23 protein-coding genes are annotated in these 24906 nt (G+C 67.0%); 12 read left to right on the top strand and 11 right to left on the bottom strand.

Annotated elements, in window-relative coordinates; all coding sequences use genetic code 11:
- Positions 1–20: 20 nt before the first annotated feature.
- From RNZ50_09820 to RNZ50_09805, 4 genes are all read right to left on the bottom strand, one after another.
- A complete protein-coding gene (locus RNZ50_09820) occupies positions 21–716 on the bottom strand; it encodes an ABC transporter ATP-binding protein (protein ID MDT8855307.1) in 696 nt (231 codons plus the stop codon).
- Positions 709–1995 carry a lipoprotein-releasing ABC transporter permease subunit gene (locus RNZ50_09815; GenBank protein ID MDT8855306.1) on the bottom strand — a complete coding sequence of 429 codons (1287 nt, stop codon included), beginning with the start codon at positions 1993–1995 and terminating at the stop codon, positions 709–711. Before RNZ50_09815 ends, RNZ50_09820 begins: the two co-directional genes overlap by 8 nt.
- 142 nt (positions 1996–2137) lie before the next feature.
- Positions 2138–4237 (bottom strand): calcium-binding protein, encoded by a 2100-nt coding sequence (locus tag RNZ50_09810; GenBank protein ID MDT8855305.1) that lies wholly within the window; start codon positions 4235–4237, stop codon positions 2138–2140.
- Positions 4238–4391: 154 nt separating this feature from the next.
- Complete coding sequence (locus RNZ50_09805; protein ID MDT8855304.1) at positions 4392–5729, bottom strand: proline--tRNA ligase; 1338 nt, start codon at positions 5727–5729, stop codon at positions 4392–4394.
- A 258-nt stretch (positions 5730–5987) separates the two neighbouring features.
- On the opposite strand from RNZ50_09805, the gene RNZ50_09800 reads away from it, so the two are divergent.
- The 9 genes from RNZ50_09800 to RNZ50_09760 all read left to right on the top strand — a co-directional run bounded on the left by RNZ50_09800 (position 5988) and on the right by RNZ50_09760 (position 14887).
- Positions 5988–7067: an AI-2E family transporter gene (locus RNZ50_09800; GenBank protein ID MDT8855303.1), complete on the top strand. Its 1080-nt coding sequence runs from the start codon at positions 5988–5990 to the stop codon at positions 7065–7067.
- On the top strand, positions 7064–7753 hold the full coding sequence (locus tag RNZ50_09795; protein MDT8855302.1) for a DnaA/Hda family protein: 690 nt from the start codon (positions 7064–7066) through the stop codon (positions 7751–7753). Before RNZ50_09800 ends, RNZ50_09795 begins: the two co-directional genes overlap by 4 nt.
- 4 nt (positions 7754–7757) lie before the next feature.
- Positions 7758–9977: an RNA degradosome polyphosphate kinase gene (locus RNZ50_09790; protein MDT8855301.1), complete on the top strand. Its 2220-nt coding sequence runs from the start codon at positions 7758–7760 to the stop codon at positions 9975–9977.
- 107 nt (positions 9978–10084) lie between these two features.
- Positions 10085–11644 (top strand): Ppx/GppA family phosphatase, encoded by a 1560-nt coding sequence (locus tag RNZ50_09785; protein ID MDT8855300.1) that lies wholly within the window; start codon positions 10085–10087, stop codon positions 11642–11644.
- Between the two features lie 3 nt (positions 11645–11647).
- Positions 11648–12262, top strand: coding sequence for a VOC family protein (locus tag RNZ50_09780; GenBank protein ID MDT8855299.1), 615 nt, complete (start codon positions 11648–11650; stop codon positions 12260–12262).
- Complete coding sequence (locus RNZ50_09775) at positions 12259–12747, top strand: GNAT family N-acetyltransferase (protein MDT8855298.1); 489 nt, start codon at positions 12259–12261, stop codon at positions 12745–12747. The genes RNZ50_09780 and RNZ50_09775 overlap by 4 nt, the downstream gene beginning before the upstream one ends.
- Positions 12748–12778: 31 nt before the next feature.
- A complete protein-coding gene (locus tag RNZ50_09770; GenBank protein ID MDT8855297.1) occupies positions 12779–13462 on the top strand; it encodes a molecular chaperone DjiA in 684 nt (227 codons plus the stop codon).
- Entirely contained in the window at positions 13459–14496 is a 1038-nt protein-coding gene (locus RNZ50_09765; protein MDT8855296.1) for an endonuclease, read from the top strand. The genes RNZ50_09770 and RNZ50_09765 overlap by 4 nt, the downstream gene beginning before the upstream one ends.
- A gap of 43 nt (positions 14497–14539) precedes the next feature.
- Positions 14540–14887: an AAA+ family ATPase gene (locus RNZ50_09760; GenBank protein MDT8855295.1), complete on the top strand. Its 348-nt coding sequence runs from the start codon at positions 14540–14542 to the stop codon at positions 14885–14887.
- An 83-nt stretch (positions 14888–14970) separates the two neighbouring features.
- Here RNZ50_09760 and scpA read toward each other — a convergent pair whose 3' ends face one another.
- On the bottom strand, positions 14971–17100 hold the full coding sequence (gene scpA / locus RNZ50_09755) for a methylmalonyl-CoA mutase (protein MDT8855294.1): 2130 nt from the start codon (positions 17098–17100) through the stop codon (positions 14971–14973).
- Positions 17101–17191: 91 nt separating this feature from the next.
- On the opposite strand from scpA, the gene RNZ50_09750 reads away from it, so the two are divergent.
- The gene (locus RNZ50_09750) at positions 17192–17617 is read left to right on the top strand and encodes a DUF4174 domain-containing protein (GenBank protein MDT8855293.1); all 426 of its coding nucleotides are present in this window, start codon (positions 17192–17194) and stop codon (positions 17615–17617) included.
- A 4-nt stretch (positions 17618–17621) separates the two neighbouring features.
- On the opposite strand, the gene RNZ50_09745 is transcribed toward RNZ50_09750, so the two are convergent.
- The 6 genes from RNZ50_09745 to RNZ50_09720 form a co-directional block, all read right to left on the bottom strand.
- A complete protein-coding gene (locus RNZ50_09745) occupies positions 17622–19622 on the bottom strand; it encodes an acetyl/propionyl/methylcrotonyl-CoA carboxylase subunit alpha (protein MDT8855292.1) in 2001 nt (666 codons plus the stop codon).
- A 117-nt stretch (positions 19623–19739) separates the two neighbouring features.
- The gene (locus RNZ50_09740; GenBank protein MDT8855291.1) at positions 19740–19892 is read right to left on the bottom strand and encodes a hypothetical protein; all 153 of its coding nucleotides are present in this window, start codon (positions 19890–19892) and stop codon (positions 19740–19742) included.
- 379 nt (positions 19893–20271) lie between these two features.
- Entirely contained in the window at positions 20272–20664 is a 393-nt protein-coding gene (locus RNZ50_09735) for a hypothetical protein (protein ID MDT8855290.1), read from the bottom strand.
- A gap of 78 nt (positions 20665–20742) precedes the next feature.
- Positions 20743–20880, bottom strand: coding sequence for a hypothetical protein (locus RNZ50_09730; protein ID MDT8855289.1), 138 nt, complete (start codon positions 20878–20880; stop codon positions 20743–20745).
- Between the two features lie 214 nt (positions 20881–21094).
- The gene (locus RNZ50_09725) at positions 21095–21499 is read right to left on the bottom strand and encodes a DUF6497 family protein (GenBank protein ID MDT8855288.1); all 405 of its coding nucleotides are present in this window, start codon (positions 21497–21499) and stop codon (positions 21095–21097) included.
- Between the two features lie 23 nt (positions 21500–21522).
- Positions 21523–23055, bottom strand: a complete 1533-nt coding sequence (locus tag RNZ50_09720; GenBank protein ID MDT8855287.1) for an acyl-CoA carboxylase subunit beta — start codon at positions 23053–23055, stop codon at positions 21523–21525.
- A 183-nt stretch (positions 23056–23238) separates the two neighbouring features.
- Here RNZ50_09720 and RNZ50_09715 point away from each other — a divergent pair, with 183 nt between their 5' ends.
- Positions 23239–23598, top strand: coding sequence for a DMT family protein (locus RNZ50_09715; protein ID MDT8855286.1), 360 nt, complete (start codon positions 23239–23241; stop codon positions 23596–23598).
- A 74-nt stretch (positions 23599–23672) separates the two neighbouring features.
- Positions 23673–24893: a multidrug effflux MFS transporter gene (locus RNZ50_09710; GenBank protein ID MDT8855285.1), complete on the top strand. Its 1221-nt coding sequence runs from the start codon at positions 23673–23675 to the stop codon at positions 24891–24893.
- Positions 24894–24906: the final 13 nt, after the last annotated feature.

Raw genomic sequence — 24906 nt, 5'->3', positions numbered from 1 at the left:
CCCTCGTTTCATCCATTGGATCACGCAGCGGATGCCGACGCAATGACCCGGCCCGCCTCCAGCCGCACCACCCGGTCCATCCGCGCGGCCAGATCCATGTTGTGGGTCGCGATCAGCGCCGAAAGGCCGGTATCGCGAACCAGATCCATCAGCGCGCCGAACACCCGGTCCGAGGTGGCGGGGTCGAGGTTGCCGGTCGGCTCGTCGGCCAGCAGCACGCGCGGCCGGTTCGCCATCGCCCGGCAGAAGGCCACCCGCTGCTGCTCGCCCCCGGAAAGGGCGGCGGGGCGGTGCCCGGCGCGCGGGCCGATGCCCACCCGGGTCAGCAGGTCCATCGCCCGCGCCTCGGCCTCGCGGCTCGGGGTGCCGTTGGCAAGCTGCGGGATCACGATGTTCTCCAGCGCCGAAAACTCGGGCAGCAGGTGGTGGAACTGGTAGATGAAGCCCACATCCTTGCGCCGCGCCTCGGTCCGCAGCCGGTCGCTGAGGCCCGCCATCGCCTGCCCGCCGATCGCCACGGTGCCCTCGTCGGGCGTGTCGAGCAGGCCCGCGATGTGCAGCAGCGTCGATTTCCCCGCGCCGGAGGGCGCCACCAGCGCCACCACCTCGCCCCGCGCCACCGACAGGGTCGCGCCGCGCAGCACCACCACCTCGCCGGGCTTGCCGCGGTTGTAGACCTTGGTCAGCCCGTCGAGCGCCAGCATCGCGTCATTCATAGCGCAGCGCCTCCACCGGGTTCATCCGGGCCGCCCGGCGTGCCGGAAAGATCGTGACCACGAACGACAGCCCCAGCGACAGCGCCACCGCCGCGCCCACGTCGCCCGGCAGGAGCTTGGCGGGCAGCGCATAGATGCCGCGGATCGACGGGTCCCAGACCCCGCCGCCCGCGACGTAGTTCACCAGACTGAAGATCGGGTCGATGTAGACCGCGAACAGGCAGCCCAGCACCACCCCCATCGCCGTGCCGATAAGCCCGGTGAAGGCGCCGCAGATGAAGAACACCCGCAGCACCGACCCTTCGGTCAGCCCCATGGTGCGCAGGATGCCGATGTCGCGCCCCTTGTTCTTGACCAGCATGATCAGCCCCGAGACGATGTTCATCGCGGCGATCAGCACCAGGATCGACAGGATGACGAACATCACGTTGTCCTCGATATCCAGCGCGCGCAGGAAACTGCCTGCGGAATCGCGCCAGGTCCAGACCATCGCATTCGCGCCCCCGACCTGCATCAGCGCGGGGGCAAGATCGTCCACCGCCTCGGGGTGCGCCACCATGATCTCGAACTCGTCGACGAAGCCTTCGCGGTTGAAATAGCTCTGCGCCTCGGCCAGCGGCATGTAGATGCGGGTGCGGTCGATGTCGTAGCGCCCGGCGGTGAAGATGTAGACCACCTCGTAGGCGTTGACGCGCGGGCTGGTGCCGAAGGCGGTCTTGACCCCGTTGGGCGAGATCAGCCGCAGCCGGTCGCCAAGGCCGACCCCCAGTTCGCGCGCGATGCCCGAGCCGATGGCGATGCCCTGATCGTAGGTGTCGATGTCGCCGTAGGCATCGGCTCCGACGCCGACGCGCGGGATGGTCTTCAGGTCGGCCAGCGCCATGCCGAACACCTCGGCCCCGGTGCTGGTGCTGCCGGCCGAGGCCATCACCTGCCCCTTGACCAGCGGCGCCGCCCGCGTCACCCCCGGCACGGCCGCAAGCTGGGCGGCCAGCACGTCGTAGTCGGCAAAGCCGCGCACGCTCTGGCCGCTTTCATCGACATGAGTCTGGGAATAGAGCGTGACATGGGCGTTGGCGCCCAGGATGGTATCGACAAACTCTGCCCGGAACCCGGCCCGCACCGCCAGCGTGGCGATCAGCGCGAAGACCGCCAGCGTGATGCCGATCAGGCTGATCCAGGTCATCACCGACACGCCGCCCTCGGCCCGCCGGGCACGCAGGTAGCGCCAGGCAATCATCCATTCGAACCGCGCGAACGGCGGAGTGCGGTGTGCCACGTCTTCTCCTTGATCTGACCTGATCTGACTGCCCGGATCCGGCGCGGTGTTCGCCGGACCGATTTTCGCCGGACAGTGCAGCGCGCACCGGGTCGCGTCAAGACACCGATCCGCGACCCGGCGGGATTGCGGCGCCTGCGCGTCAGAACAGGAAGTTGTCGGCGTCGCGCATCTCTGCCACGGTGACGCCATCGACCAGCACCACCACATCGCCCACCGTCAGGCGGACGGCGGCGCCCGCGCGGGCAAAGGCGATGTCGGACAGGCTCGCCGCAGCGGCAAAGCCGATCTGGTCGAGGCCCGGGGCGAAATCGGTGATGCGGTCGCGCCCGTCACCGGGGTTGAACAGGAAGTCGTCGGCCCCGCCGCCACCGGTCAGCACGTCATCGCCGCCCATCCCGATCAGCACGTCATTGCCCGCACCGCCCGACAGGCGGTTGGCGGCGCTGCTCCCCTCCAGCCGGTCACCGAAACGCCCGCCGATCAGGTTCTCGATCGAGGTCAGGCTGAAGAAGCCGAAGGCGTCGGTTTCGAGGTCACCCCCCGGTGCCGCCACGTTCTGCCACGCCCCGGCATCATCGAGCCTGATGGTCAGAGCCGCGTTCAGGCCGCTGAAATCGGCCGTGTCGGTGCCCGCGCCACCCTGAATCTGCAAGCCGTTGCCGGGGTCCGTTCGGCTGAGGCGGATGGTGTCGTTGCCCTCGCCCAGCCGCACGAATGCGCCGCCGCCGGTGCCCATGGTCACGCTGTCGTTGCCGCTTCCGGTGCTGATGGTGGCGACATGCCCCGCGCCGGTCGTGACCCGGTCATTGCCGCCCCCCAGTTGCAGCGCCCCCGCGCCCTCGGCCCCCAGGGCGACGATGCTCCTGCTGTCGCCGAAGGTGGTCAGCGACCCGACATACCCGTCCGAGGTCACCTTGTGCGTGCCGCCGTCGCCGGAGAACACCATCTGCTGCACGCCGCCGCTGCCGATGGTCAGGGTGTTGTTGCCGCCGAAAGAGTAGTAGCTTTCGACATTGCCGGTTTTCGTGGTCAGGACGTTTTCGCCGCCATCGACCTTGATCGTCAGGATGCGCGCATCGCCGTTCAGCGTGATGATGTCGGCACCATCAGAGCCCAGATAGCTGCTGACCCGCGCGCCACCGGCCAGCGTCACCGTGTTGTTGCCGCTGCCGAGCATCAACTGGTCTATTGCCCCGAAAGCGCCGATCTTCACGATGTCGCGCCCGTCATAGCCCGTTGCGCTGCCGATCCGCCCGTCGCCCAGCGTCAATCTGTTCAGCCCGCTGCCCATGCGCAGCTGATCGACCGTGCCGGACCCGATGCTGAAGGTATCGTTGCCGCCATCGGCCGAAACCGACCCGAGGAAGCCTTTGCCCATCACGAAGCGGTTGTTGCCGTCGCCAAGGTTGGCCATGTTGCCGCCGCCCTGCAAAGTCAGCGTGTCGTCGTTGCCGCCAAGCTGGATCACATCGACGAAAGCTCCGGCCTTGATGGTCACCTTGTCCACACCGTCGCTGAAGCCGATGGTGCGTGCGCCGCCGGTGCCGATGCTGACGGTGTTGTTGCCGCCGTAGGACAGCACCGACCCGACAAATCCCGTCCCGGTGGTCAGGATGTTGGTGCCGGCGCCAAGGCTGATCTGGGTCGCCCCGCCGCCGGCCAGATGCACGGTGTCGTTGCCGCCATAGCCCTCGTAGCTGCCAAGAGAGCCCTCGCTGCCGGTGAAGGTGTTGCGCCCCTCGCCCATGATCAGCGCGTCGATGTTGCCGCTGCCGCCGGTGACGATGTCCTCGCCATTGCCAAGGCTGATCAGGCCGACGTTGCCGCTGCCGACCGTGATCTCGTGGCGGCCGTCGAAAAGCTCGATCGCGGTGGTGCGGCCGCTGCCCAGTGTCAGGGTGACGTTTTCGTTGTCGTAGCCCTGGATGACCTTGATCCGCGTGGTCAGCAGCGTGATGTCGGCATCGCCCGGGCCAAGCCGCAGAAAGTCGATCCGCCGCTCGAACCCGTCGGCGGCATCGCTGATGGTCAGGCGCTGTTCGGCCTCGCCGGTAAAGCGCATCTGGCTGACGATCCAGGGATCGCCCTGGAATGTCAGGTTTATCTGGTAGGTATCCGGCCCGACGCCGGACCAGCCGCTGACGCTTTCCAGGAAACCCTCGTCCCACCCGTATTCGCGCCCGAGCAGAGTGAAGTCGGTAAATCCGTCCAGCGTGCGGTTCTCGGTGATCAGGGCCATGGAAATGCCTTCCGGACTGTTCGAGGATGAAATTCAGGAAGTGTGCCTGAAAAACTGCAAAAGAAAACCGGGCAGTCGGAAATCCCGCTGCCCGGCGTGCGTTCATCGCGGACGGAGGCCGAGGGGCCGGGGTTCGACCCGGACCCTCGGCCCGTCAGATCGCGGCGTAGATCGCCACCACCCGCGCCACGGCCTCGTCGGCCGTCAACTCTTCCGAAATGCCGGTGCGGCGCGAGGTCAGTTCCACCTTGCCCGCCGCCAGCCCGCGCGGGCCAACGGTGATGCGCCACGGCAGGCCGATCAGGTCCATCGTGGCGAATTTCGCCCCGGCACGTTCGTCGCGGTCGTCATAAAGCGGGTCGAGCCCGGCCTTGACCAGCGCCTTTTCCAGCCCGGCGCAGGCGGCATCGGTGCCCGCGTCGCCCTGCTTGAGGTTGACGATCCCGACATGGAACGGCGTGACACCTTCGGGCCAGATGATGCCCTTGTCGTCATGGCTCGCCTCGATGATCGCGCCCAGCAGGCGGCTGACGCCGATGCCGTGCGAGCCCATGTGGACCGGCACGCGGGCCCCGTCCGGCGTGACGACATTCGCCCCCATCGGTTCGGAATACTTGGTGCCGAAGTAGAAGATCTGCCCGACCTCGATGCCGCGCGCAGATTTGCGGCGCCCCTCGGGGATGGCGTCGAACAGGCCCGCGTCGTGGGTTTCGTCGGTGCGCGCGTAGAGCGAGGTGAACTCCTCCATCACGGCCGCGCATTGCGCCTTGTCGTCATAGTCGATCTCGCGCGCGCCCAGCCGGATTTCGGTCACCGCGCTGTCATAGAACACCTCGGACTCGCCGGTCGCGGCGAGTACGAGAAACTCGTGCGTGTCGTCACCGCCGATCGGGCCTGAATCCGCCCGCATCGGGATCGCCTGCAGGCCCATGCGTTCATAGGTGCGCAGGTAGCTGACCAGATGGCGGTTGTAGGCGTGCAGCGCGTCCTCTTTCGTGAGGTCGAAGTTGTAGCCGTCCTTCATCAGGAACTCGCGCCCCCGCATCACGCCGAAGCGCGGCCGCATCTCGTCGCGGAACTTCCACTGGATGTGGTAGAGCGTCAGCGGCAGGTCCTTGTAGCTGGTGACATGGGCGCGGAAGATGTCGGTGATCATCTCCTCGTTGGTCGGGCCGTAAAGCATCTCGCGCTCGTGCCGGTCCTTGATGCGCAGCATTTCCTGGCCGTAATCGTCATAGCGCCCGGATTCGCGCCAGAGATCCGCCGGTTGCAGCGTCGGCATCAGCAAGGGGATGTGCCCGGCGCGCACCTGTTCCTCATGCACGATCTGCTCGATGCGTTTCAGCACCCGCAGCCCCAGCGGCAGCCACGAATAGATCCCCGCCGCCTGCTGCTTGATCATCCCGGCCCGCAGCATGTAGCGATGGCTGACAATCTGCGCCTCGGACGGGTTTTCTTTCAGCACGGGCAGGAAATAGCGGGTCAGACGCATTGCGGGAGCCTCGATGATGTTTCGGCCCCGTTCCTAGCGGGTCCACCGCTTCCGGGCAAGGTGCGGCGCGTCTTTCCGGTCTTGCGCGGGCGTTGCGGAGTGGGAGAATGCCCGATGCCCCCCGACCATCACGTTCCTGTCACAGGCACATCCCATGGTCGCGCGGCGGGATTCGGGGGGCTGCTGCGGGCCGGGTGCCTCTTGCAAGGCTGGCGCGCAGGGGCAATATGACGGGATAACAAAAAAGGATGCCGCCACATGGCCCTGCCGATCCAGCAACAGGCGAAATACTGGGGCGTCGCCGCGCTCGCATTTCTGGTGGTGCTGTGGTTTCTGGGCGGCGTGATCCTGCCCTTCATCGTGGGCGGGGCGATTGCCTATTTCCTCGACCCGCTGGCCGACCGGCTGCAGCGCGCGGGCATCAGTCGGGTATTGGCGACCACCATCATCTCGCTCGGCATGGCGATGGTGGCGGTGCTGCTGGTGCTGGCGGTAATTCCGACCCTTGTCAGCCAGCTGACCGCGCTGATCAACGCCACCCCCGCGATCTTCGAGCAGTTGCAGACCTTCCTGATGAACCGGTTCCCCGAGCTGACCGACGAGACCTCGACCATCCGCAAGACCCTGCTGTCGATCGGCGCCACGATCCAGGCGCAGGGGCTGAAACTGGCCAATTCGCTGCTGGGGTCGGCGCTGGGGGTGATCAACGCGGTGGTGTTCATCGTCGTGGTGCCGGTGGTGTCGTTCTACCTGCTGCTCGACTGGGATCACATGGTGGCCAAGATCGACGCCTGGCTGCCGCGCGACCATGCCCCGGTGGTGCGTCACCTCGCGTCGGAAATCGACCGGGTGCTGGCGGCCTTCGTGCGCGGGCAGATTTCGGTCTGTCTGGTGCTGGGCACCTTCTATTCGGTGACGCTGATGCTGGCGGGGTTGCAGTTCGGCATCGTGGTCGGCGCGATTGCCGGGGCCATCACCTTCATCCCGTATGTCGGGGCGCTGGTCGGCGGCGCGCTGGCGATCGGGCTGGCGCTGTTCCAGTTCTGGGGCGACTGGCTGTCGATCGGGCTGGTGGCGCTGATCTTCGCTTTCGGGCAGTTCCTCGAAGGCAACATCATCACGCCGCGTCTGGTGGGCAGTTCGGTCGGGCTGCATCCGGTGTGGCTGCTGTTCGCGCTGTCAGCCTTCGGGACGGTGTTCGGCTTTGTCGGGATGCTGGTGGCGGTGCCGGTGGCGGCCTCGTTCGGGGTGCTGACCCGCTTTGGCATCATGCGCTACAAGGAAAGCCTGCTCTATCGCGGCCGCGCCGCCCTGGAACAGCAGGAGGACGAGGGGTGAACCGCCAGCTGGCGTTCGATCTGCCGACCCGCGCGGCGCTGGGGCGCTGCGATTTCTTCGTGTCGCCCGGCAATGCGCTGGCGCTGGCCACGCTGGATGGCTGGCGCGACTGGCCGCAGGGCAAGATGCTGCTGGTGGGGCCGGCCGGGGCGGGCAAGACCCATCTCGCGCATGTCTGGGCGCAGGCGTCCGGGGCGGCGCTGGTAGCTGCGGGCGATCTGGGTGCGGCCGACCTGCCCGCGCTGTTGGCGCGCGGCGCCGTCGCGGTCGAGGATGCCGAGACGCTGGCCGCCAGCCCCGGCGGCGAACATGCGCTGTTCCATCTGCACAACCTCGCGGCCGCCGCGGGGGCTGCGCTGCTGGTCACCGCCGCCAGCCCGCCGCGCGACTGGGGGCTGACCTTGCCCGACCTTGCCAGCCGGATGCAGTCGGCCGCGCTGATCCGGCTGAGCGGCCCCGATGACGCGCTGCTGTCGGCCGTGCTGGTCAAGCAGTTCGCTGACCGCCAGATTGCCGTGCCGCCTGCGCTGATCCCCTGGCTGGTGCAGCGCATCGACCGGTCGTTCGACGCCGCCCGTGCCGTTGTCGCCCGGCTTGATGCCCATGCCCTGGCCGAGGGCCGCGCCATCACCCGCCAACTTGCCGCCGACCTGATCGAAAGGCCCGATGCGGGCAAAGGATATTGACACCATGCCGATCGTTTCCCGCCGCGCCCAGCCCGTCAACACTGAAGCCGATTTCCTCAATTCCCCCTTCCCGACGCCCGAGGTGCTGGGCCCCGAGGAAACCGCCGGCCCGCGGCGGTTCTTCAACCGAGAGTTGAGCTGGCTGGCCTTCAACTGGCGCGTGCTGGAAGAGGCGTCGAACCCGGCGGTGCCGCTGCTGGAACGGATGCGCTTCCTGTCGATCTCGGCAACCAACCTCGACGAGTTCTACACCGTCCGGGTGGCGGGCCTGCGCGCACTGGCGCGCAGCGGCAATGCCACCCTGTCGGAAGACGGGCGCAGCCCAGCCGAACAGCTTGTCCTGATCGACACCGATGCCCGCCGCCTGATGCGGTCGCAGCAGATCGTCTTCAAGAAGCTGAAACGCGAGATGGAGGCCGAGGGCATCACCCTGCTGACCCGGTCCAAGTTGACGGCGCGCGACCTGAAGTTTCTCGAGGCGCATTTCCTGAACAAGGTGTTCCCGGTGCTGTCGCCGCTGGCAATCGACCCGGCGCATCCCTTCCCGTTCATCCCCAACACCGGCTTCTGCCTTGGGCTGGAACTGGAACGGATGACCGACCACCGCACGCTGCAGGCGCTGCTGCCGATTCCGCAGCAGATCGCGCGGTTCGTGGCGCTGCCCGCCAAGCCGGGCGAGCACCGCTTCCTGCCGCTGGAAGAACTGCTGCTGCTGCATCTCGACATGCTGTTCCCGGGCTACACCGACTGTGGCCACTGCGCCTTCCGGGTGCTGCGCGACAGCGATCTGGAGGTCGAGGACGAGGCCGAAGACCTGGTGCGCGAATTCGAGACCGCGCTGAAACGGCGGCGGCGCGGCGAGGTGATCCGGATGAAGATCTCGGCCGGAGCCCCGGCCGAACTGCGCGCGCTGATCATGGCCGAACTCGGCGTGACCGAGGACGAGGTGGTCGAGGTGCGCGGCCTGCTTGGCATTGCCGACCTGAAGGAACTGGTGCTCTCGGCACGTGCCGACCTGCTGTGGCCGACCTTCACGCCGCGCGTGCCCGAAAGGGTGGAGGATCACGACGGCGACATGTTTGCCGCGATCCGCCAGAAGGACATGCTGCTGCACCACCCCTACGAGACGTTCAACCTGGTGATCCGCTTTCTGGAACAGGCGGCGCGCGACCCCAACGTGCTGGCAATCAAGCAGACGCTCTACCGCACCAGCCACGACAGCCCGATTGTCGCAGCACTTTGCGAGGCCGCCGAGGCCGGCAAGTCGGTGACGGCGCTGGTCGAGCTGAAGGCCCGCTTCGACGAGGCCGCCAACATCCGCCAGAGCCGCCGGCTGGAGCGGGCCGGGGCGCATGTGGTCTATGGCTTCATCCACTACAAGACCCATGCCAAGATCAGCACCGTGGTGCGGCGCGAGGGCGAGAACCTCGTGACCTACACCCATTACGGCACCGGCAACTACCACCCGATCACCGCGCGGATCTACACCGACCTGTCGTTCTTCACCTGCGACCCCGCGCTGGGGCGCGATGCAACCAAGGTGTTCAACTACCTGTCGGGCTATGTGCAGCCCGAGGGGCTGGAAAACCTGGCGATCGCCCCGATCAGCCTGAAGTCGCGCCTGCTCGACCTGATCGCCGCCGAGGCCGACCATGCCCGCGCCGGCCGCCCAGCCGAAATCTGGGTCAAGGTCAACAGCATCATCGAGCCGGAAGTGATCGACGCGCTTTATGCCGCAAGCCAGGCCGGGGTGAAGATCAGCCTCGTGGTGCGCGGCATCTGCGGCCTGCGCCCCGGCGTGGTCGGCCTCAGCGAGAACATCCGGGTCAAGTCGGTGGTCGGGCGCTTTCTGGAACACAGCCGCATCGTCTGTTTCGGCAACGGCCACGGGCTGCCGTCGAAGAAGGCGCGGGTGTTCCTGTCCTCGGCCGACTGGATGGGCCGCAACCTGACGCGGCGGGTCGAAACGCTGGTCGAGGCGCACAACCCCACCGTCAAGGCGCAGATCGTCAGCCAGATCATGGCCGCCAATCTGGCGGACGAGGCGCAAAGCTGGGTGCTGTCGCCCGACGGTCGCTACAGCCGCCATCTTCAGGCGGGAACCGAGGCGCTGTTCAACTGCCATACGTTCTTCATGGAAAACCCGTCGCTTTCCGGGCGCGGCACGGCCGGGGCCAAGGACGTGCCGCATCTGGCGCACCCGCGGGATGAGTCCATCGTCTGAAAGTTTCCCTTTTTGGTCAACACCTTGACCATGGCAGCCTTGCACAGGATTGACGCCGTGCGGCCAAGGCCCCATGGTCCGCCGCGACTCAACCGCAGAGGGATGCCATGGCAGAACCCGCAGACGTCGAAAGCCGCAGCCACGCGGGCGAGGTCGGTCCCTTTGGCCGCCCCCTGTTCGAAGACCCCTCGGCCCGGGCGCTGAGCCGGGTCGGGGTGGTCGATGTCGGGTCGAACTCGGTCCGGATGGTGGTGTTCGACGGCGCGGCGCGGTCGCCCGCGTATTTCTACAACGAGAAGGTGATGTGCGGTCTGGGTCAGGGGCTGGCGGAAACCGGCGTGCTGAACCCGCGCGGCCGGGTGCGGGCGCTGATGGCCCTGCGCCGCTTTGCCCTGCTGGCCGAAGGCATGGGCATTTCTCCGATGACCGTGGTGGCGACGGCGGCGGTGCGCGAGGCCAGCGACGGCCCCGACTTCCAGGCAGAGGTGCTGCGCGAAACCGGGCTCCGGCTCTGGGTGATCGACGGCGACGAAGAGGCGCGGCTGTCGGCGCAGGGCGTGCTGCTGGGCTGGCCCGAGGCGCGCGGCATGGTCTGCGACATCGGCGGCAACTCGATGGAACTGGCACGGATCGGGGGCGGCAAGGTCGGCAGGCGGGCCACCTCGGCGCTGGGGCCGTTCCGGCTGCAGCAGGTCGAGGGCGGGCCGAAGAAGCGTCAGGCCCATATCGCGGCCATTCTGGAAGACCTGAAGGACAAGCTGCGGTCGGAGGGCGAACGGATCTATCTGGTCGGCGGCTCTTGGCGGGTGATCGGGCGGCTTGACATGGACCGGCGCGCCTATCCGCTGACCGTGCTGCACGAATACCGCATGATGCCCGCCGCCCTGCTCGACACCCTCGACTGGATCGACACGTCCGACCATGCCGTGCTGCGGGCGCGCACCGGCACCTCCTCCGACCGGATGGAACTGGTGCCGCTGGCGGTGGAGGTGCTGCGCGAACTGGTGCGGGTGTTCAAGCCGTCGGAAATCGACATCTCGGCCTATGGCATCCGCGAAGGGGTGCTTTATGAACAGATGCCCGAGCGGCTGCGCGCCCGCGACCCGCTGCTGGAGGCGGCGCGGGTGGCCGAGGCGACCTCGGCGCGGATGCCCGGCTTCGGCAAGAAGCTGTTCGCCTTTCTCGAACCCCTGTTCTGCGACGCCGCCCCCGACCGGCTGCGGCTGATCAAGGCGGCGTGCCTGCTGCATGACACCACCTGGCGCGCCCACCCCGATTACCGCGCCGAGGTCTGTTTCGACAACGCGACACGCGCCAACCTTGGCGGGCTCGACCATCCAGGGCGGGTGTTTCTGGGCCTGTCGCTGCTGCACCGCTACAAGAACTCGCGCGCCGGGTCGCGGCTGGAACCGCTGTTCCGCCTGCTGTCGGATGACGAGATCCGCGAGGCCGAGGTGCTGGGCAAGGCGATGCGCTTCGGCGCGATGTTCTCGATCGCCGACCCCGAAACCGCGGGCGCGCTGCGCTGGCAGCCGAAGAAACGGCAACTGGAACTGGCGCTGACGGAGCGCGGTCAGGGGCTGTTCGGCGAGGTGGCGCAATCACGGTTCAACGCGCTGGCGCAGGCGCTGCGCGCCACCGGCCGCGTCACCATGCCCGAGGCCTGAGACATGCTGGCCTTCGATCATCTGGCCGTGTCGGCCCTGACGCTGGACGAGGGTGTGGCGGCGGTGGAGGCGGCCCTTGGCGTGGCGCTGGCGGGCGGCGGGCAGCATCCGCACATGGCGACCCACAACCGGCTGCTGGGGCTGGGGGATCTGTATCTGGAGGTGATCGCGGCCGACCCCGCCGCGCCCCGCCCCGCCTGGCCGCGCTGGTTCGATCTGGATGCCTTCGCCGGGCAGCCGCGCCTGACCAACTGGGTGGCGCGCTGCGACGATCTGGAGGCCGAGGTTGCGGCCTCGCCCGCAGGCGTCGGCGTGCCGGTGGCGCTGGCGCGCGGCGATTACCGCTGGCGCATGGCGGTGCCCGCCGATGGCCGCCTGCCGTTCGACGGCTGCTTTCCGGCGCTGATCGAATGGCAGGGCCCGGCGCATCCGGCGCGGGCGCTGCCCGATGCCGGGGTTCGGCTGCGGCGACTGGAGGTGGCACACCCGTCGGCCGACACGCTTGCGGCGCTGCTCGGCCCGCGACTCGACGACGCACGGCTGGTCCTTTTGCCCGGCCCGGAAAAGGCGATGCGCGCCACTTTCGACACGCCGCACGGGGTCCGGGTGCTGGAATGATCCGCCCCGCCTGCCCCGCCGATCTGCCCGCCATCGCGGCGATCTGGAACCCGGTGATCCGCGAAACTCTGGTGACCTTCAATTCTGCGGAAAAGACTCTGGCCGATCTGGAACGGCTACTGTCCGACAGGACCGCTGCCGGCCAGGCGCTGCTGGTGGCCGAGGCTGACGGCGCGCTGGCGGGATTTGCCACCTACGGGCAGTTCCGCGGCGGGGTGGGCTATGCGCGCTGCATGGAACACACCATCATCCTGGGCGAGGCCGCGCGTGGCCGGGGGCTGGGCCGGGCGCTGCTGACCGCGATCGAAGATCATGCCCGCGCTGGCGGCGCCCATTCCATCTTCGCCGGGGTCAGCGGCGGGAACCCGCAAGGCCGGGCCTTCCACGCCGCCTGCGGCTATGCCGAGGTGGCGGTGCTGCGCGAGGTGGGCCACAAGTTCGGGCGCTGGTTCGACCTTGTGCTGATGCAGAAATTCCTCACCTGACATCCCCCGCCGCGCGGTTTATGTTTGGACCATGACCTTCTGGGAACGCATCCGAGACGCCCTGACGGCCCTTGCCTCCGGCGAGGGGTTCGAGGGGCTGTTCGACCGGCTGCGCGGCAGCCCCGAACGCTCGGTCGGCTTCACCATCGCGGTGATCGCGCTGGGGGCCAAGATGGCCAAGGCCGACGGCACCGTGACGCGCGACGAGGTTGCGGCCTTCCGGCAGGTCTTTGCGATACCGCCCGGCGAGGAGGGCAATGCCGCACGGGTGTTCGATCTGGCCCGTCAGGACGTGGCGGGATTCGACACCTATGCCCGCAAGATTCGCGCCATGTTCCGGGGCGAGGATGCGGTGCTGACCGATCTGGTCGAGGGGCTGTTTCACATCGCGCTGGCCGACGGGCAGTATCACCCGAAGGAAGACGCGTTCCTGGCCGAGGTGTCGCAAATCTTCGGCCTTGGCGACCGCTGCTTTCGCGGGCTGCGCGCCCGTTTCGTCGCGGATGCGCCGCGTGATCCCTATGACGTGCTGGGGCTGGCGCCGGGCGCCACGCTGGAAGAGGCGCGCGCCGCCTGGAAACGCTCGGTGCGCGACAGCCATCCCGACCGGATGATCGCGCGGGGGGTCCCGCCCGAGGCGGTGAAACTGTCCGAACGCCGCCTGATCGCGATCAACGAGGCCTGGGCCGAGATTGCCGCCCGGACCCCGGCATGACCGTGCTGCGGCTGGCGTCCTACAATGTCGAATGGTTCAACGGGCTGTTCGACGACAATGACCGCCCGCTGGCCGATGCCGGCCCTTCCGGGCGCTATGGCGTGACGCGGGGGGAACAGCTGGCCGCTCTGGCCCGGGTGTTCACCGCACTTGACGCCGACGGGGTGATGGTGATCGAGGCGCCCAACCAGGGCCGCCGCCGGTCCACCGTGCGGGCGCTGGAACGCTTTGCCGCCGAAGCCGGCCTGCGCGCCCGGCGGGTGGTGATCGGCTTTCCCTCGGAAACCGATCAGGAGATTGCGTTCCTCTATGACCCTGACCGGCTGAGGGTGGCGCATGACCCGCAGGGAACGGCGCCCGGCAAGGGCCTGGTGGCCACCGTGCCGCGCTTCGACGGCGCTTTCCGCTACGATCTGGACACCGACGCCGCCCCCGAGACCATCCGGTTTTCAAAGCCGCCGCTGGAACTGGCGGTGATGGTCGGAGGGCACAGCCTGCGGCTGATCGGGGTCCATGCCAAGTCCAAGGCCCCGCACGGTGCGCGCACCGACGCCGAGGGCCTGCGCCTGTCGATCGACAACCGCCGCAAGCAGCTGGCGCAATGCATCTGGCTGCGGGGGCGGATCGAGGCGCATCTGGCGGCGGGCGACAGCGTGATCGTGCTGGGCGACCTGAACGACGGTCCGGGGCTGGACGAATACGAAAAGCTGTTCGGCCGCTCGGGGGTTGAGATCGTGCTGGGCAGCGACGCCGAGCCCGCCCTGCGCCTGCACGACCCCCATGCGCAGATGGCGCTGACCCAGCGGGTCGGCGTCACCCCCACCACCGCCCGCTTCTACCTGGCACCACAGCAGCGGTTCTTCGAGGCGCTGCTGGATTTCATCATGGTGTCGCCCGATCTGGCGGCGGGTGCGCCACGCTGGCGGATCTGGCATCCGTTCAACGATCCGGCCTGCTGGAAAGAGCCCGCGTTGCGCGACGCGCTGCTGGCGGCATCGGACCATTTTCCGGTGACGCTGGAGCTTGCGCTGTGACGCCCATCTGGAAATCGGACCGCGCATCGCCTATGTTGGGCGCATGAAACAGATGATTGCCCCGCTTGTTCTGTGTCTCGCGCTGAGCCCCGCGCTGGCGCAGGAGGTTGCGCCCCCCCCTGCGGCGGAGGAGGACGGCCTCAGCCTGATGGAAAGGGGCGCCAAGCTGCTGTTCCGCGGCCTGATGTCGGAAATGGAACCGGCGCTTGATGGCATGGCCGAGGCGATGGCCGAGATGAAGCCTGCGGTGCAGGCGCTGGCCGCGATGATCGACGATCTGCAGAATTACCACGCGCCGGAAAAGCTGCCGAACGGCGACATCATCATCCGCCGCAAGCTGCCGACCGAAATCGCGCCGGTTGTGCCACGCGGGCCTGAAGTCGATCTTTGACCGCCGCGTTGCAGTGTCGAGGGCAGAGCGGGGGCTGTCTGCCCCCGCACCCCCGAGGATACTTGTGCAAAGATGAAAGCGGATCAGGGCCGGTTGGCGCGGATCAATGACAGGATATCCTTCGCGGCCGCCGGGATGTTGGTGCCGGGGCCGAAGATCGCCTTGACGCCGGCATCGTAGAGAAACTGGTAGTCCTGCTGCGGGATGACGCCGCCGCAGATCACCAGAATCTCGCCCGCCCCGGCCGCCTGCAGCGCCTGCACCAGTTTCGGGGCCAGGGTCTTGTGACCGGCGGCGAGGCTGGAAATGCCGATGACATGCACGTCGTTGTCGATGGCATCCTGCGCCGCTTCCTCGGGGGTTTGGAACAGTTGCCCGACATCGACATCGAACCCGATGTCGGCAAAGGCGGTGGCGATCACCTTGGCGCCGCGGTCGTGGCCGTCCTGGCCCATTTTCACCACCAGCATCCGCGGGCGGCGGCCTTCTTCCTCGGCGAAGGCTTCCACGTCCTTCTGGATCGCGGCGAAACCGTCGTCGCCCTCGTAGGCGGCGCCGTAGACGCCCGACAGGGTTCTCACTTCCGCGCGGTGGCGGCCGAAGATCTTTTCCATCGCCATGCTGATTTCTCCGACAGAGGCCCGGGCGCGGGCGGCGGTCACCGCCGCCTCGAGCAGGTTGCCGCCATGTTCGGCGCGGTGCGTCAGGTCGGCCAGCGCCGCCTCGACCGCCGCGGCGTCGCGGGTGGCACGGATCCGGCCCAGCCGGGCGACCTGGGCTTCGCGCACCGCGTCGTTGTCGATGTCGAGAATGTCGATCGGGTCTTCGGCGGCGAGGCGATACTTGTTGACACCGACGATCACATCCTCGCCCCGGTCGATGGCGGCCTGGCGGCGTGCGGCGGATTCCTCGATCCGCAGTTTCGGCATTCCCGAGGCCACGGCCTTGGTCATGCCGCCCATTTCTTCGACCTCGGTCATCAGCGACCAGGCCTGCTCGGCCAGTTGCGCGGTCAGGCTTTCGACATAGTAGGACCCGGCCAGCGGATCGACGACATGGGTGATGCCGGTTTCCTCCTGCAGGATCAGCTGCGTGTTGCGCGCGATGCGCGACGAGAATGCGGTGGGCAGGCCCATCGCCTCGTCAAGCGCGTTGGTGTGCAGACTTTGGGTGCCGCCGAGGGCTGCCGCGAGCGCCTCGTAGGCGGTGCGGACCACGTTGTTGTAGGGGTCGGCCTCTTGCAGGCTGACGCCGCTTGTCTGGCAATGGGTGCGCAGCATCAGGCTTTCGGTCTTTTTCGCGCCGAATTCGGTCATGATGCGGTGCCAGAGCAGCCGGGCGGCGCGCAGTTTCGCCGCCTCCATGAAGAAGTTCATCCCGATGGCGAAGAAGAACGACAGCCGCCCGGCGAAGGCATCGACATCCATGCCGCGCGCAATCGCGGTGCGGACGTATTCGCGCCCGTCGGCCAGCGTGAAGGCCAATTCCTGCACCAGATTGGCGCCCGCTTCCTGCATGTGGTAGCCGGAAATCGAGATCGAGTTGAACTTCGGCATCTCGGCTGCGGTGTATTCGATGATGTCGGCAATGATCCGCATCGAGGGTTCGGGCGGATAGATGTAGGTGTTGCGCACCATGAACTCTTTAAGGATGTCGTTCTGGATGGTGCCGGACAGCAGCCGCCGGTCCACGCCCTGTTCTTCGCCCGTGACGATGAAGGATGCGAGGATCGGGATCACCGCGCCGTTCATCGTCATGGAAACGCTGACCTTTTCCAGCGGAATGCCGTCGAACAGCACCTTCATGTCCTCGACGCTGTCAATCGCGACGCCGGCCTTGCCGACATCGCCCACCACGCGCGGGTGATCGCTGTCGTAGCCGCGATGCGTTGCGAGATCGAAGGCGACCGAGACGCCCTGCTGCCCGGCGGCCAGCGCCTTGCGGTAGAAGGCGTTGGATTCCTCGGCGGTGGAAAAGCCGGCGTATTGCCGGATCGTCCAGGGGCGGCCCGCATACATCGTGGCGCGCACGCCGCGGGTGAAGGGGGCGATGCCGGGCATCGAGCCCATGTGGTCCAGCCCCGCCACATCCTCGGCGGTGTAAAGCGGCTTCACCGCAATGCCTTCGAGCGTGTTCCACGTCAGGCTGTCGGGAGTGCGGCCCTTCAGTTCCTTCTCGGCCAGTTTGCGCCAGCCTTCGGTTGCGTCGGTCATCGGGGTCATCCTTCCTGCGGTCCGGCGAAAGCCGGGAAACGTCCTTTGGTTTTGCCGCGCCCCACCCTATATCTAGGGCTCAGGAGGACGCATGAAACCACTTCACATTCTTGTTCTTGCAGCATTTATGCCGCTGGCCGCCCTTGCGGGAGAGGCCCCTGTCCCCGCCGCCGAGGTGGTGGTGGCGGACCTTCTCTGGCTCAAGCGGCCGATCGTGGTCTTTGCCGACAGCCCGGACGACCCGGCGTTCCAGCGCCAGATGGCCCTGCTGGCGGCAGACCCCGCCGCACTGGCGGCGCGCGACGTGATCGTGATCACCGACACCGATCCGGACGCGCGCAGCGCGCTGCGGCTGAAACTCCGGCCGCGCGGCTTCAGCCTTGTGCTGATGGACAAGGATTTCGAGGCCAAGATGCGCAAGCCCCTGCCCTGGGATGTGCGCGAGATCACCCGCGCCATCGACAAGTTCCCCCTGGTGCGCCAGGAGGAGCTTGAGAAACACCCGTCGGGCAGGTGAGCGGTCATTCGAACTCCATGATCACGTCATCAACCTTCAGGCTGGCCCCGGCCACGGCGTTGATCTTCTTGATCACGCCCTTGCGTTCGGCGCGCAGCACGTTTTCCATCTTCATCGCCTCGACCGCCGCCAGCGCCTGACCTTCCTGCACCTCGTCGCCCTCGGCCACGTTGATCCGCACGATCAGGCCCGGCATCGGGCAGAGGAGGAAGCGCGAGGTGTCGGGCGGTGCCTTTTCGGGCATCAGTGCCGCCAGTTCGGCCTGGCGCGGGGTGCGGACGTGGCATTTCAGGTCGGCCCCGCGCAGCCGCAACCGGAAGCCCGAGGGGATCTTGCCGACCTTCATCACCAGCGGTTCGCCATCGACCGACAGCCGCGCCAGCGGTTGCCCCGGCGTCCAGTCGGACGTGACGCGGTGGCTGCTGCCATCGGTGAAGTTGACGGTGGAGCCTTCGCGGTCGGCGGCGATGGTGACGGCGTGGCTTTCGCCCTGCGCGGTCACCACCCAGTTCACGCCGACCTTGCGTTCGTGGTTGTCCATCGTGCCGGAAATCCGGGTGCGACGGATCTCGGCCACCCGGTTCATCGCGGCGGCGGCGGCGGCCATGCGGCGCAGGGTGGTGGCGTCGAGCGTGGCGCCCTGGAAGCCGTCGGGGTATTCTTCGGCGATGAAGGCGGTGGTGATGTCGCCCGACACGAAGCGCGGATGGTCCATCACGGCGGCAACGAAGGGCAGGTTGTGGCCGATGCCTTCGACCTCGAACGTGTCGAGTGCCAGGCGCATCTCCTCGATGGCCTCCAGCCGGGTTGGCGCCCAGGTGCAAAGCTTGGCGATCATCGGGTCGTAGAACATGCTGATCTCGCCGCCCTCGAACACGCCGGTGTCGTTGCGCACCACCGCCGTGGGGGTGGCGCTTTCGACCGGCGGGCGGTAGCGGGTCAGCCGCCCGATCGAGGGCAGGAAGTTGCGGTAGGGGTCTTCGGCGTAAAGGCGGCTTTCCATCGCCCAGCCGTTGATCTTCAGATCGTCCTGCGCGAAGGGCAGCGCCTCGCCTGCCGCGACCCGGATCATCTGTTCCACCAGATCGACGCCGGTGATCAGTTCGGTCACGGGGTGTTCGACCTGAAGCCGGGTGTTCATTTCGAGGAAATAGAAGTTGCGGTCGCCGTCAACGATGAATTCCACCGTCCCAGCCGAGGTGTAGCCCACCGCCCGGGCCAGCGCGCAGGCCTGTTCGCCCATCGCCTTGCGCGTTGCGGGGTCAAGGAAGGGCGAGGGCGCCTCTTCGATGACCTTCTGGTTGCGGCGCTGGATCGAGCATTCGCGTTCGTGCAGGTAGACGATGTTGCCGTGCTTGTCGCCCAGCACCTGAATCTCGATGTGGCGCGGCTGGGTCACGAATTTCTCGATGAAGATGCGGTCGTCGCCGAAGCTTGCCGCCGCCTCGTTCTTCGACGACTCGAAGCCCTCACGCGCCTCCTGTTCGTTCCAGGCGATGCGCATCCCCTTGCCGCCGCCGCCGGCCGAGGCCTTGATCATCACCGGATAGCCGATCTGGGCGGCGATCTTCACCGCCTCGTCCGCGTCCGCGATCAGGCCCATGTGGCCCGGCACGGTGGAAACGCCCGCCGCCATCGCCAGCTTTTTCGAGGTGATCTTGTCGCCCATCGCCTCGATCGCCGGGCTGGGGGGGCCGATGAACACCACGCCAGCCGCTTCAAGAGCGGCCGCGAAGTTCATGTTCTCGCTCAGGAATCCGTAACCCGGATGCACCGCCTCGGCGCCGGTCTGGCGCACCGCTTCCATGATCTTGTCGATCACGATGTAGGATTGCGCGGCGGGGGCCGGGCCGATGTGAACCGCCTCGTCCGCCATGCTGACATGCAGCGCGTTGCGGTCGGCGTCGGAATAGACGGCCACCGTCTTGATGCCCATCTTGCGGGCGGTCTTGATGACGCGGCAGGCAATCTCGCCCCGGTTCGCGATCAGGATCTTCTTGAACATGGTCGTCCCTTCTGTGGCACCACCCCGGCGGGGGCGGGAAATGACAAAAGACCACCCGGGCGCGGGGCCCGGATGGTCTTGATGCAGCATGAAAGGCCGCGCGCGGCGGCCGTCAGGTCAGTAGCAGGCGGGCAGGCCCGGAACGCCGCAGGATGCGGCACCGGCCAGCGCGCCAAGCGCACCGCCCGCAACGATGTTGTTGTCGGTCGCATCGGCAAGGGCGACGCCGGCAAGCCCGCCGACCATGGCGCGCTCGGTCGGGGTCTGCATGCAGCCAGCCAGGCCGGTTGCCAGGACTGCCACGAGAAGAAGGGGGGAAATACGCAAGTTGCTCTGCCTCCATTGGGGATTGTTATGTGGGCAGAATCTACCCGGAAATCCGGGAAGGACAATTCAAAACTGGCTGCTGGCGCCGCATCGGCGGACCGCCGCGCATCTGCGCCACGACGGGGCCGCAAAAGCGGCCCGACCCGTTGCGGGCCAGGCCAGTTTGCAGGGGAAAGGTCCGCCGGAAACGGGGCTGCCGTTCGTGCAGCCGCCCTGTCATCAGGATGCCCAACGCCCCCGCGTCGCGCAAAGCCATTCGCGGCATCCGCGGGGGGATGCGCGAAACTCTGCCGGAACGCCCGTGGGTTGCGCGGAAACATGCCTAATCGTCCCCGAACTCGTCATCATCCGCAGAAACGGGTGCGGCGCCGGGGGCAAAGACCTCGGGGAATGACGCCTCGGCGCGCTTGCGGTCAATGCGCAGCAGGGCGTCATAGCTTTCGGGGTCGAACGGGTCTTCGGCGGGCACCACCTCGCGGCCGAACAGCCAGGACAGGCGGCCCGCGTCCAGATTGCCGCGCTCGAACGGTTCTTCACCGAAATGCGCCCAGAGCGCGGCCATGAAACCGCTGTCGGCGGCACGGTCGGTGGCCTTGCGGTCGCGGAATCGTTCACGCTTGATCAGTTTTGCCGCCCCTGCCTTGTGGGCGTGGCGGATCACGAACTGATGGTCGGTGCTGGGAAGGCGGCCCGGAAAGCCGCGATGCTTCAGCATGTCACACCCCCCGCCCGGCAGGCAGGAGGTTTGGGGGCGAGCCGGGTCTCTGCGACCCGCGCGGCCCGCCCCGAAGGCTTACTTGTACTTGCCGGTGTAGACCGGTTCGGTCGTGACAGGCTCGTCCACGTAAACGACTTCCTGCTTCTTGGCTGCGCAGCCGGCCACGAAGGCAACCATGCACAGCGACAGAATGATCTGAGTGCTCTTAGACATCCTCTACTCCTATGTTCTTGGAGAGTCGGCGGAAATGACAGTCGCTTCCGCCGCCCCCGATGCGAGGCGAAGGCCGCTTGGGTTCGGCCTGAAAAAACCATATCCGATCTGCCAGGGGAATGACACGCGGAAAGGTGCAAGTCGGCGGTATGTGACCCTGCTACATCAGGCCCGCCCGCCACGGGGGTAAAAATCGCAACATCTGGTGTTTTCATCAGAAGATTTCCCATATGCAGGCCCCTTCCTGCACGGTGAAGGCCTCGAAAAACTGTGTCGCCTCGGGCGCCGCCTCGCCGAACGGCACCGGCATGTCCGACATCGACACGATGATCTGCGCGGGTTCCGGGCCAAGGTCCGCGATCCGCGGCAGGGCGTAGCTTTCGCAAAGTGCCCGCATGTCCGCAACCGCCGTATCGAAATCGACCGTGCCCCCCATGCGCGATATCTGGGGTGCCACGAAGCGGAACCGCAGCGTCAGCCCCTCGGGGCCGGGTTCGTTCCAGATCACGTCCTGCAACATCACCGGCTGGCCCGAGGGCACCACGATCGGCGCGCCGTCGCCCGGCTCGATTCGCGCGCCCTCCAGTTCGACCGGCACCGGCCCGGTTTCCTGCCCCATGAATTCCCCCTGTTCGCATCTGCCTAGAGGGGGATGTTATCGTGCTTCTTCCACGGATTGGTCAGTTTCTTGCCACGCAGCGAGGCGAAGGCGCGGGCGACCCGCCGGCGGGTCGAATGCGGCATGATCACCTCGTCGATGAAGCCCTTTTCGGCGGCCACGAAGGGGTTGGCAAAGCGGGTCTCGTAGTCCTTGGTGCGCTGCGCGATCTTGTCCTTGTCGCCCAGTTCGGCGCGATACAGGATCTCGACCGCGCCCTTGGCACCCATCACCGCAATCTCTGCCGTGGGCCAGGCATAGTTGAAATCGCCGCGCAGGTGCTTCGATGCCATCACGTCATAGGCGCCGCCGTAGGCCTTGCGGGTGATCACGGTCACCTTCGGCACTGTCGCCTCGCCATAGGCGAACAGCAGCTTCGCGCCATGCTTGATCACGCCGCCGAATTCCTGCCCGGTGCCCGGCAGGAAGCCCGGCACATCGACCAGCGTCAGGATCGGAATCTCGAATGCGTCACAGAACCGCACGAAACGCGCGGCCTTGCGGCTGCTGTCGATATCCAGACACCCGGCCAGCACCATCGGCTGGTTGGCGACCACGCCGACCGACTGGCCCTCCAGCCGGATGAAGCCGGTGATGATGTTGGCGGCGAAGTCTTTCTGGATCTCGAAGAAGTCGGCCTCGTCGGCGATCTTCGCGATCAGTTCCTTCATGTCGTAGGGCTGGTTCGGGTTGTCGGGAATCAGCGTGTCGAGCGAAGGCTCGGTCCGGTCGGGCGCGTCGAAGAACGGCCGCACCGGCGCCCGCTCGCGGTTCGACAGCGGCAGGAAATCGACCAGACGGCGCACTTCGGCCAGGGCTTCCACGTCGTTCTCGAACGCGCCGTCCGCGACCGAGGATTTGCGGGTATGGGTCGAGGCGCCGCCCAGTTCTTCGGCCGTGACCTGTTCGTTGGTGACCGTCTTCACCACGTCGGGGCCGGTCACGAACATGTAGCTCGAATCCTTCACCATGAAGATGAAGTCGGTCATGGCCGGCGAATAGACCGCACCGCCCGCGCAGGGCCCCATGATCACCGAAATCTGCGGCACCACGCCCGAGGCCATGATGTTGCGCTGGAACACCTCGCCATAGGCGGCAAGGCTGGCGACGCCTTCCTGGATGCGCGCGCCGCCGCTGTCGTTCAGCCCGATGACCGGGGCGCCGTTCTGCAGGGCCATGTCCATGATCTTGCAGATCTTGGCGGCATGGGTTTCGGACACCGACCCGCCCATCACGGTGAAATCCTGCGCAAAGACATAGACCATGCGACCGTTGACCGTGCCCCAGCCGGTGACGACGCCGTCGCCGGGCGGGCGTTCCTGCGCCATCCCGAAATCGGTGCAGCGGTGCGCCACGAACATGTCGAACTCTTCGAACGACCCTTCGTCCAGCAGAAGCTCGATCCGTTCACGGGCGGTCAGCTTGCCCTTTGCGTGCTGGGCGGCGACGCGGCGCTCGCCCCCGCCGGCCCGGGCGATGTCGCGACGGTCCTCAAGCTGTTGCAGAATGTCCTTCATGGCCTTGCCCCCCCCCGTGAAACTGCCGCACCTTACCGGGTGCTGCGGGTGGCAGAAAGTGGTTTCCGGATAATTTGCATATCATTGTCCCAAGATATTTTGCTAATTGCAAAATTGCTAAGCATTGCCAGCCGCCCGCCCTCGCGCCACACCTGCACCGCCCCCCCTGAACCGGAGTCCGCGATGCCCTTCCCTGCCCTGCCCGTTCCGCTGGTGACCATCGGCCTCCTGATCGCCTCGAACGTGTTCATGACCTTTGCCTGGTATGGCCACCTGAAGTTCAAGACCGCCCCGCTGATCGCCGTGATCCTGATCAGCTGGGGCATCGCGCTGTTCGAATACATGCTTCAGGTGCCCGCCAACCGGATCGGCCACGGCTATTTTTCCGCCGCCGAACTGAAGACCATCCAGGAGGTCATCACCCTTGTGGTGTTCGCGCTGTTCTCGGTGTTCTTTCTGAAAGAGCCGCTGTCGTGGAACCATGCGGTCGGCTTTGCCTTCATCGCGCTGGGGGCCTTCTTCATCTTTCACAGATGGGGCTGATGCGGGGCCGCCCGCACACCCCCCTGTGCGTTTGCGCGATGGACAGGGGCCGGGCGGCGGCGTAGCCAGACCGGATGAAACAGCCGCCCCATGTCCGGTTTCTGGACCGCACCACCGCCCCGCACATTTCGACGCTGATCCTGCTGGCCGGGATTTCGGCCCTGACGATGAACATCTTCCTGCCGTCGCTGCCCGGCATGGCCGAATGGTTCGGGGTGCCCTATGCGCTGATGCAGTTGTCGGTGGCGCTTTACCTTGCGCTCAGCGCGCTTTTGCAGATCGTGATCGGCCCGATTTCCGACCGCTACGGGCGGCGGCGGGTGATCCTGGTGGCGCTGGTGATCTTTGTGCTGGCAACGCTGGGCACGCTGCTGGCACCCAATGCGACGGTGTTCCTGGTCTTGCGCATGATCCAGGCGGTGATCGCGGCGGGCATGGTGCTCAGCCGGGCGGTGGTGCGCGACATGGTGCCGGATGCGCAGGCGGCCTCGATGCTGGGCTATGTCACCATGGGCATGTCGCTGGTGCCGATGATCGGGCCGATGATCGGCGGGCTGCTGGATGCCGCCTTCGGCTGGCAGGCGAGTTTCGGCTTCCTGCTGCTGGCGGGGATCGGCGTGCTGGTCCTGACCTGGGCCGATCTGGGCGAGACGGCGACCATCCGCAAGGTCAGCCTTGGCGCGCAGATCCGGCAATACCCCGAGTTGCTGGCCTCGCGCCGCTTCTGGGGCTATGCGCTGTGCGCCGCCTTCGCCTCGGGCGCGTTCTTTGCCTATCTGGGCGGGGCGGCCTATGTCGGGTCTGTGGTGTTCGGGCTGACCTCGGCGCAGGTCGGCGTCTATTTCGCGGCGCCTGCCTTTGGCTACGCCATCGGCAACTTCGTCTCGGGGCGCTTTTCGGTGCGGATCGGGATGAACCGGATGGTGCTGTTCGGCTCGATCATCACGCTGGCCGGATTGTCGACGCTGCTGGCGATGACGCTGGCAGGGCTGCACGATGTCAACGTGTTCTTCGGAATGATCACCTTCGTCGGCATCGGCAACGGGATGACGATCCCCAACGCCACCGCGGGGATGCTGTCGATCAAGCCGCATCTGGCGGGGACCGCCTCGGGGCTGGGCGGGGCGATCATGATCGGTGGCGGCGCGGCCCTGGCGGCGCTGGCGGGGTTTCTGCTGGCACCGGGGGCCAGCGAGATGCCGCTGATCCTGCTGATGGTCGCCTCGTCCTTCGCCTCGCTGCTGGCGATCCGGGCGGTGATTGCCCGGGCGCACAGGCTGGGCCTCGGCGCTTGACGCGCACCCTTTG

The sequence above is a fragment of the Paracoccaceae bacterium Fryx2 genome, from assembly GCA_032334235.1.
Lineage (GTDB): Bacteria > Pseudomonadota > Alphaproteobacteria > Rhodobacterales > Rhodobacteraceae > JAVSGI01.
Note: the sequence above shows the minus strand (reverse complement) of the source record. Positions and strands in the feature narration are given on the sequence as shown.